The organism is Neobacillus bataviensis LMG 21833 (genome assembly GCF_000307875.1).
GTDB classification, from domain to species: Bacteria; Bacillota; Bacilli; order Bacillales; family Cytobacillaceae; genus Neobacillus; species Neobacillus bataviensis.
Window position 1 is genome coordinate 1 of record NZ_AJLS01000186.1, and the last position, 7,177, is coordinate 7,177.

The window sequence follows — 7,177 nt, forward strand, 5'->3', positions numbered from 1 at the left end:
TAAGGGATGTTAAGTGGTGGCTAGTTCAATTTCTTAGTTTCATAACCGCCATTGTACATCTTGATACACAAATGAGTCGGTCTTGGCCATCAGTGATCTTAATATCCCACACCATTGTTGATTTTCCTTGATGCAGGACGGTTCCCACTGCCGTGACCATCCCTTCTGTCGTTGGACGAACATGGTTTGCATTAATTTCTAATCCTGCCACAGCTTGCGTTTCTTTATCCACCAATTCATAGGCGCCAACACTTGCAACCGTTTCGGCTAATGCAACAGAAGCACCGCCATGCAGCAATCCCATCGGTTGTTTCGTCCGTTCATCCACTGGCATCGTGGCAATAACTTTCCCTTTTTCCAAATGGGTAATCTCAATCCCCAGTGACTCTAATAATGTATCTTTGACCATTTCATCCCTCCGTTATGTATTCTGCTTCCCCCTTATCCTATTCTCCACTCTTATAAGATTTCCTTTATTTATCTTGTTAGTAAAAAAAACAGCCACTAGAGCTGTTTTTTACTTCGTTGTTAATAGTATCCCGGATAACCCATTGGCGGGTATCCCATTGCGGGATATCCCATAGGTGGATAGCCACCATAAAACGGGCGGCTTGCCACAAATCCGCCAGCCAATCCGCCGCCAATTAAACCGCCTAAAAAGCCAAGCCCACCTATCGCTAATGGCCAGCCAAAACCTATAAATCGTTGATCTTGTACCGGGTATTGGTATTGATTTCGATATAGATACGGGCTTTGATAAGGGTACATACCATACTACCTCCTTTTTTCTACGATACTTGCCTACACTATTTCATATGCGAGAAGGGCAGGTTTGGAGTGGGCACTGGAGCTAGACATTTCGCCACGTTAAAAAGCCTCCGAACCAGTCCGAAGGCTTTCTGATTTTTATTTTTCAATTGGTTCAAAACGTTCTACAAACAATGCCAGTGTCCGTGTCATAACCCCTGTTGCACCCGCCGGGCCAAGGTTGTATGCCTTAGAAGAGGTGGCAGTTCCAGCAATATCTAAATGTACCCACGGAGTACCTTCAGCAAATTCGCCAATAAAGGCACCGGCTACAAGGGCATGTCCCTCACTGCCCGGTGAATTATTCAAGTCTGCTACTTTACTGTTTCTTACTCGTTCTTTCTCCGTCTCAAACAATGGCAAGAGCCACATCTGTTCCCCTGCTTCCACTGCTGCACCAAGGACTTGTTCATATAATGTTTCATGATTTGTCATGGCACCAGTCGTATGAAGTCCAAGCGCGGTAATCACCCCGCCAGTTAAGGTCGCTACATCGACTAAATAATTTGCCCCATGATGCTTTGCATAGGTTACGGCATCAGCTAGTACGAGACGTCCTTCGGCATCGGTATTTAACACTTCAATTGTTTTCCCGCTCATCGATGTAATCACGTCATCCGGCTTAAATGCGCCGCCACTAATCATATTGTCTGTTGATGGGATGACAGCGACCACGTTTTGCTCCGGTCTGATTTCACCAATGATTTCCATGGCACCAAGAACAGCTGCTGCTCCACCCATATCCGTCTTCATGCCAACAATCCCGGCTTTTGTTTTAATCGAATAACCGCCCGTATCAAAGGTAATACCCTTCCCTACTAATCCGATGACATCCGTCCATTCATCTTTGCCTTGATATTTCAGGACAATCATCTTTGGCGGCTCAAGAGACCCCTGGTTTACAGCAAGCAGCGCCCCCATACCGAGCTTTTCAATTTCTGCTTTATCGAGAATTTCAACTTCGAAGTCATACTTTGCAGCCAACTCGGCTGCATAATTAGCCATATCCGTTGCCGTAAGTAAGTTTCCTGGAATATTCACTAGGGTTCTAGCCGAATTCGTTCCCTTACCAAAAGCATAGCCAACCGTTAGTGATACTTGAACATCCTCTACATCGAAGGCCTCACTATAAACTGAAATATTTTCAAGTCTTTTCTCTGGCTCATTCGATTTTTGCTTATAGCCATCAAATTGGTAGGTTGCAAGCGTAAATGCTTCACCAAGTGCGTGTGCTGCGTCTAAGCCATCCAATTCTGCTGAAGTGAAAGAATCTAAATATATAGCTGTTTCTTCTTGCTTACTTGCCTTCACTTCCTTAAAAAGCTTGCCGAATGCCTCTTTTAGTTTTTCAAAGGATAATTCCTTTTCCTTGCCAAGACCGACAAACCAAATCCGTTTTGCCCCTATTTTTCCAAAGCTATGTACTTTACTAACATTTTTTATCTTAGCTGAGATATCACCCGATTTAACTAGCTCCGTCAATTGACCGTCAAACTTGGCATCAAGTGCAGCCAGCAATCCGGAGAATTTTTCCGGCTTATCAAATAAACCGATGATTAAGCCCTCATGTTGCGCTGAAAGATCCCATTCTTTTTTTACATGAAACATGTTTGCACCACCTTCGTGTTTTTCTTCTATAGTATATCGAAAAAAATAAAATATTTCGACTTTCTAAACTTCCTCCATGTACAGCAATAAATGAGGCAGCCTTGGCAGCTTTTCAACTTGTTCAAAGGGAATTCGATCAATATTTTTCGGAAAAATTGCTAGGCATTCTTCGATAAATGGATAGACCTTTTCTAAATCCAGTCCCCAGAACTTAGGACGGTAGGCTTGCAAATAATCATGTGCCGTTTGCATCATCACTCGTGCGCCCTTCACATTCCCGTATTCATAATGGTAAATGGCGACACTCATCTGCAATAACCCTTTTAAAAATAAATTATCCTTTTCCGTCATCCACATTTCTTCAAGTAAGTCGTGGCATGTGTAATAATCTCCTTCATTGAATGAAACAAAAAATTCATAGTACTCCATTGGGTAGTCATTCAGCAAAACGGAACCCCCTATGCTTACGTTTCCTCCAATTATAAAGTAAAAAAACAGGCTGTATGCCTGCTTTTATCTTTTTTCTGAACTAATATATTGTTGGCGAAATACCTGCAGTGTTTTATCTTCGTTTAATGCCTGCAATTGCTCCTCTGTGATCTTTCCATTTCCATTTTGAACCACGTAGACATCAACCTGCTTTTTGCCCCAGTGTTCGTAAACATCTTCAACGGTTTCATAATAAAGGTCTAATTCGTTACCCTTGATGGCGCCTCCCTTATCAGCAACCACTCCGTATCCATAGCCTGGAATAAAGAGAATGGTTCCAATCGGAAATACGGTTAAATCGGCTGCTATTGTCGAAAATAAATCGCGTTTTACTTTTACACCCGAGAACGTAATCCCGTATTCAGGATGGTTTTGCCTTTTTCCAGTTGATTCAAAACCGGCTGTATATCCTGTCGCAGTAACTGTATGTTTAGGGTATTTTGACCAATCAAACGCATCCTCCAACAATGGCTGTGTTGTTCCAGAAACTTCTTTACTTGACGAGATGGCCGAAGCAAATTGAATGATCAGTGTTTTTGCACTTACGCCGGAAATAGATTGGAAAGTCGCTCCTAATGCCATAATAAAAAGAACTGACATGGCAAAGCGCTTGATCCAATTTTTCGTTTTACTCATTGAATTTTTTCACTCCTCCAAAATATTCATTCCCATTGTGAAAGGAATTATACAAAAGAGGATAAAAAAAGACTCCTACCTAAAGGTAAAAGTCTTAAAACATTTGATACCCGTTTTTCCGTAACAATTTAATCGTAAACCCGGCGGCGATTGCTCCAGCTAGTCCACTAACTAAAATTAGAATATCGGCGGTTGCTAATGAACTGAACCTTTTCCCAAGGTCTTGAAAGGCTGCACCGCTATTGGTAAAATACTCGCTAAAGCTAACTTTATCTACGATAAAAATGGCGACAATCGGGTAAACGACGGCCATTACCCATGACATTCTAAGGAGCATATTTAGGATAAATCCAATTCCAAAAAATAAGACAAAAAATAGCACAATGGATATGATTAAAACAACGATGCTCATTTGCACCCGAGATTCCCCCTTTATACATCAACATTTAGTGTACTGAATGTCGAAAAGGGAGTCAATAAAAGATGCTTTATTGAAGCAAAAAAATAGCTCCTCCCAAATCAATTCGGAGAAGCATTCTCAATAACTTTCTATTCTTTTTTCTTCCCTGTTCCACCGCAGCATGCGCAAGTTTCCGAACCTCCAAGTACCAATTGAAAATAGCCGTTTCCAGAACAGTATTCACAACTTTTTGTATCCACACTCTTCACTGTCATTCACTTCATCCCCTTCAAAAATTAACTTAATATTCTGATAATATAGCAAGGATTCGGGAAAAAGAAAAGAGCTAAATTCCCGCAAATTCCGAAGAGAAAACGTATACATTCTAAGTTTTCTTTCATTTTCGAAGTGTTACTTAAATTTTCGAAAGATTAAGAAAATAATAAACAAAAAAAGACAGGATGTTGTCCTTGTCTTTTTTGCGAACCATTCAGTTTAAAAAACGTTAAATTTGCCTTTTTTCAAGACTAATCCTGCGCCGCCAATCATATAAAGGGCGCGATTATCGACTACTTTTTTCATAAATGACGCTTTCGCACCAGTCAATTTTTTACCAAAAACAACACCAATGGCGTCATCTTCACCAAGTGAGCAAACCGTACCTTTATTATCAAAACTAAAAGTCTCAAGATCCGTCTTGTTTCGGATTAGGGCACCTATATTACGAGCCACAAGCTCACCCTGCTGCATCGCAATTTGCGCTGTTGGCGGATATGGACGATTGATTTCTTCATTAATTACAAGCGAACTGTCGCCAATAATGAAGACATTATCAAATCCAGGAGCACGAAGATCAGGATTTACCTTGACACGACCGCGCATTGCTTCGAAACCGGATTTTTCAATGATCGCATTTCCACGAACACCAGCTGCCCAAACAACTGTCTCAGCCTTAATTTCATACGGTTCTTCGTCGCCTTTTCCAACAAGAATCGCACCAGGAGTGGCTTCCTTAATAGCAGTACCAATTAAAAACTCCACGCCCTTACGCTCAAGCGTCGAAACCGCATAGTTCACTAATTCTGGATCAAAGCCAGGTAATACAGTTGGAGCAGCTTCCACACAAGTAATTTTTACCTTTTGGAAATCAACATCGTACTCATGGCAAAGTTCCGGAATGCGGTTTGTTAATTCACCAAGAAACTCAATTCCAGTAAAACCTGCGCCACCAACAACAATGGACAAACGATTGTCATTCTTTTCCGCTTCCATGTTATATGTGGCAAATTGGTATTCAATATGCTCACGCAATTGACGGGAAGAATTAACATTGGTAATGCCAAACGCATATTCTTTTAACCCTTTAATGCCGAATGTTTCTGGTTCACCGCCAAGAGCGATGACAAGGTAGTCATAATTGACTTCCCCTTTTTCCAAAATCACTTTCTTTTCGTCTTTATTAATTTCAACTACTGTATCTTGAACAAAATCAACCTTGCTGCGGTCAATAACGTTACTAACATCATAACGAACTTTATCGTGATGCAATGTACCTGCAGAAGCCTCATGTAACCATGTTGTTTCGTAATGGTAATCATTTTTATTCACTAATACAATATCCGCTTCATTAACTCCGATTAATTTTTGCAAACGAACTGTTGTTAGTAGCCCGCCGTAACCTGCACCGAGAATAACAATTTTAGGCTTTCTCAACGTGATCACTTCCACCTTTATAATATATTTGAATAAATCCTCTTTTTCTTATCTTCCACTGCTTCATCCATTTTTATTTTGCTTTACGGAAAAATGTATGTGATATAATTCACGAATATAGATAAAGAAAAAGAACTGAATCCGAAGCACACAGGGAATGACAGAGAATTTGTATATTGATGAGCAATTAGAAGGTTGTACTCCCCAGTCATTCATAAAAATGTACTATTTTTGTCACAAAATATTAACAATATATCCACATTACATCTTATGCTACTTTCACACTATTTTCAAGCGATTTATAGAAATTATTTAACAAAGATTATTGGAAATTTACACTTTAATATTACAGAAATTTTTTCCCAGTCAGAATATTTGACATAAAGATGGGACGATTTTTTAATTTATGCTATTATAGTGAATGGAGTTGTTACTACTAGTTGGGGGGATTCGGAGTGCAAGAAAATCAAAAAATTTATGATATTACAATCATAGGCGGCGGCCCTACCGGTCTGTTTACTGCATTTTACGGAGGAATGAGACAAGCTTCGGTTAAAATCATTGAAAGCTTGCCACAGCTCGGCGGTCAATTGTCTGCCCTTTATCCTGAAAAATACATTTATGATGTTGCTGGTTTTCCAAAAATCCGCGCACAAGAATTGATAAATAATTTAAAAGATCAGATGGCTAAATTCGATCCAACTGTTGCACTTGAGCAATCGGTTGAAAAATTAGAAAAGCTGGATGATGGGACTTTTAAATTAACCACGAATAGCGAAGTTCACTATTCTAAAACGATTATTATCACTGCCGGAAACGGTGCATTCCAACCACGTCGTTTGGAACTTGATAGTGCTGTACAATATGAAAAGAAAAATCTTTATTATTTTATTGAAGACTTAAACCAATTTGCTGGTCAAAAGGTAGTCGTGTTTGGCGGCGGGGATTCTGCAGTTGACTGGGCATTAATGCTAGAGCCAATTGCCGAAAAAGTAACAATTGTTCACCGTCGTGATAAATTCCGCGCCCATGAACATAGCGTCGAAAACTTGTATAGCTCCAAGGTTGATGTGAAGACGCCTTATGTTCCGCTTGAGTTAATTGGGGATGAAAACGGAATTAAGCAAGTTGTGCTCGAAACGGTAAACGGTGAAGAAAAGGTAACGATTGATGTCGATGCTGTCATCTGTAACTATGGATTTGTTTCTTCGCTTGGCCCGATTAAAGAATGGGGTCTTGAAATCGAAAAGAATTCCATTGTCGTGAATTCAAAAATGGAAACGAATACACCAGGGATTTATGCAGCGGGAGATATTTGTACCTATGATGGAAAAGTAAAATTAATTGCCTGTGGATTTGGTGAGGCACCAACGGCAGTTAACAACGCGAAATCCTTTATCGATCCAAAAGCAAAAGTACAGCCATTACACAGTTCTTCTATGTTCAATAAATAATAAGAAAAGCGGAAGCGCCTTGCTCAGGGGCGACAGGCATAAGACGAGCCGGCGAGAAGGTTGCTCTTTA

The 7,177-nt window shown here is 40.2% G+C and carries 9 protein-coding genes; 1 reads left to right on the plus strand and 8 read right to left on the minus strand.

Annotated features, from left to right (window positions below):
* Positions 1-25: 25 nt before the first annotated feature.
* The 8 genes from BABA_RS25515 to BABA_RS25545 all read right to left on the minus strand — a co-directional run bounded on the left by BABA_RS25515 (position 26) and on the right by BABA_RS25545 (position 5,653).
* Positions 26-409 (minus strand): hotdog fold thioesterase, encoded by a 384-nt coding sequence (locus tag BABA_RS25515; protein WP_007088171.1) that lies wholly within the window; start codon positions 407-409, stop codon positions 26-28.
* Positions 410-528: 119 nt separating this feature from the next.
* Complete coding sequence (locus BABA_RS25520) at positions 529-768, minus strand: hypothetical protein (RefSeq protein ID WP_007088172.1); 240 nt, start codon at positions 766-768, stop codon at positions 529-531.
* Positions 769-906: 138 nt separating this feature from the next.
* Positions 907-2,415, minus strand: coding sequence for a leucyl aminopeptidase (locus tag BABA_RS25525; RefSeq protein WP_007088173.1), 1,509 nt, complete (start codon positions 2,413-2,415; stop codon positions 907-909).
* 63 nt (positions 2,416-2,478) lie between these two features.
* Entirely contained in the window at positions 2,479-2,859 is a 381-nt protein-coding gene (locus tag BABA_RS25530; protein ID WP_040347573.1) for a DUF309 domain-containing protein, read from the minus strand.
* A 69-nt stretch (positions 2,860-2,928) separates the two neighbouring features.
* Positions 2,929-3,540, minus strand: a complete 612-nt coding sequence (locus BABA_RS25535; protein ID WP_007088175.1) for a 3D domain-containing protein — start codon at positions 3,538-3,540, stop codon at positions 2,929-2,931.
* Between the two features lie 94 nt (positions 3,541-3,634).
* On the minus strand, positions 3,635-3,958 hold the full coding sequence (locus tag BABA_RS25540) for a YuiB family protein (RefSeq protein ID WP_007088176.1): 324 nt from the start codon (positions 3,956-3,958) through the stop codon (positions 3,635-3,637).
* Positions 3,959-4,089: 131 nt separating this feature from the next.
* Entirely contained in the window at positions 4,090-4,215 is a 126-nt protein-coding gene (locus BABA_RS27640; RefSeq protein ID WP_162138390.1) for a YuiA family protein, read from the minus strand.
* A 220-nt stretch (positions 4,216-4,435) separates the two neighbouring features.
* Positions 4,436-5,653, minus strand: a complete 1,218-nt coding sequence (locus BABA_RS25545) for an NAD(P)/FAD-dependent oxidoreductase (RefSeq protein WP_007088177.1) — start codon at positions 5,651-5,653, stop codon at positions 4,436-4,438.
* Positions 5,654-6,108: 455 nt separating this feature from the next.
* Here BABA_RS25545 and BABA_RS25550 point away from each other — a divergent pair, with 455 nt between their 5' ends.
* Entirely contained in the window at positions 6,109-7,107 is a 999-nt protein-coding gene (locus BABA_RS25550; RefSeq protein WP_007088178.1) for an NAD(P)/FAD-dependent oxidoreductase, read from the plus strand.
* Positions 7,108-7,177 lie beyond the last annotated feature (70 nt).

Excerpts from the sequence above, each read along its gene's own strand:
- BABA_RS25515 (WP_007088171.1), bottom strand. The coding sequence starts at position 409 with ATGGTCAAAGATACATTATTAGAGTCACTGGGGATTGAGATTACCCAT.
- BABA_RS25520 (WP_007088172.1), bottom strand. The coding sequence starts at position 768 with ATGTACCCTTATCAAAGCCCGTATCTATATCGAAATCAATACCAATAC.
- BABA_RS25525 (WP_007088173.1), bottom strand. The coding sequence starts at position 2,415 with ATGTTTCATGTAAAAAAAGAATGGGATCTTTCAGCGCAACATGAGGGC.
- BABA_RS25535 (WP_007088175.1), bottom strand. The coding sequence starts at position 3,540 with ATGAGTAAAACGAAAAATTGGATCAAGCGCTTTGCCATGTCAGTTCTT.
- BABA_RS27640 (WP_162138390.1), bottom strand. The coding sequence starts at position 4,215 with ATGACAGTGAAGAGTGTGGATACAAAAAGTTGTGAATACTGTTCTGGA.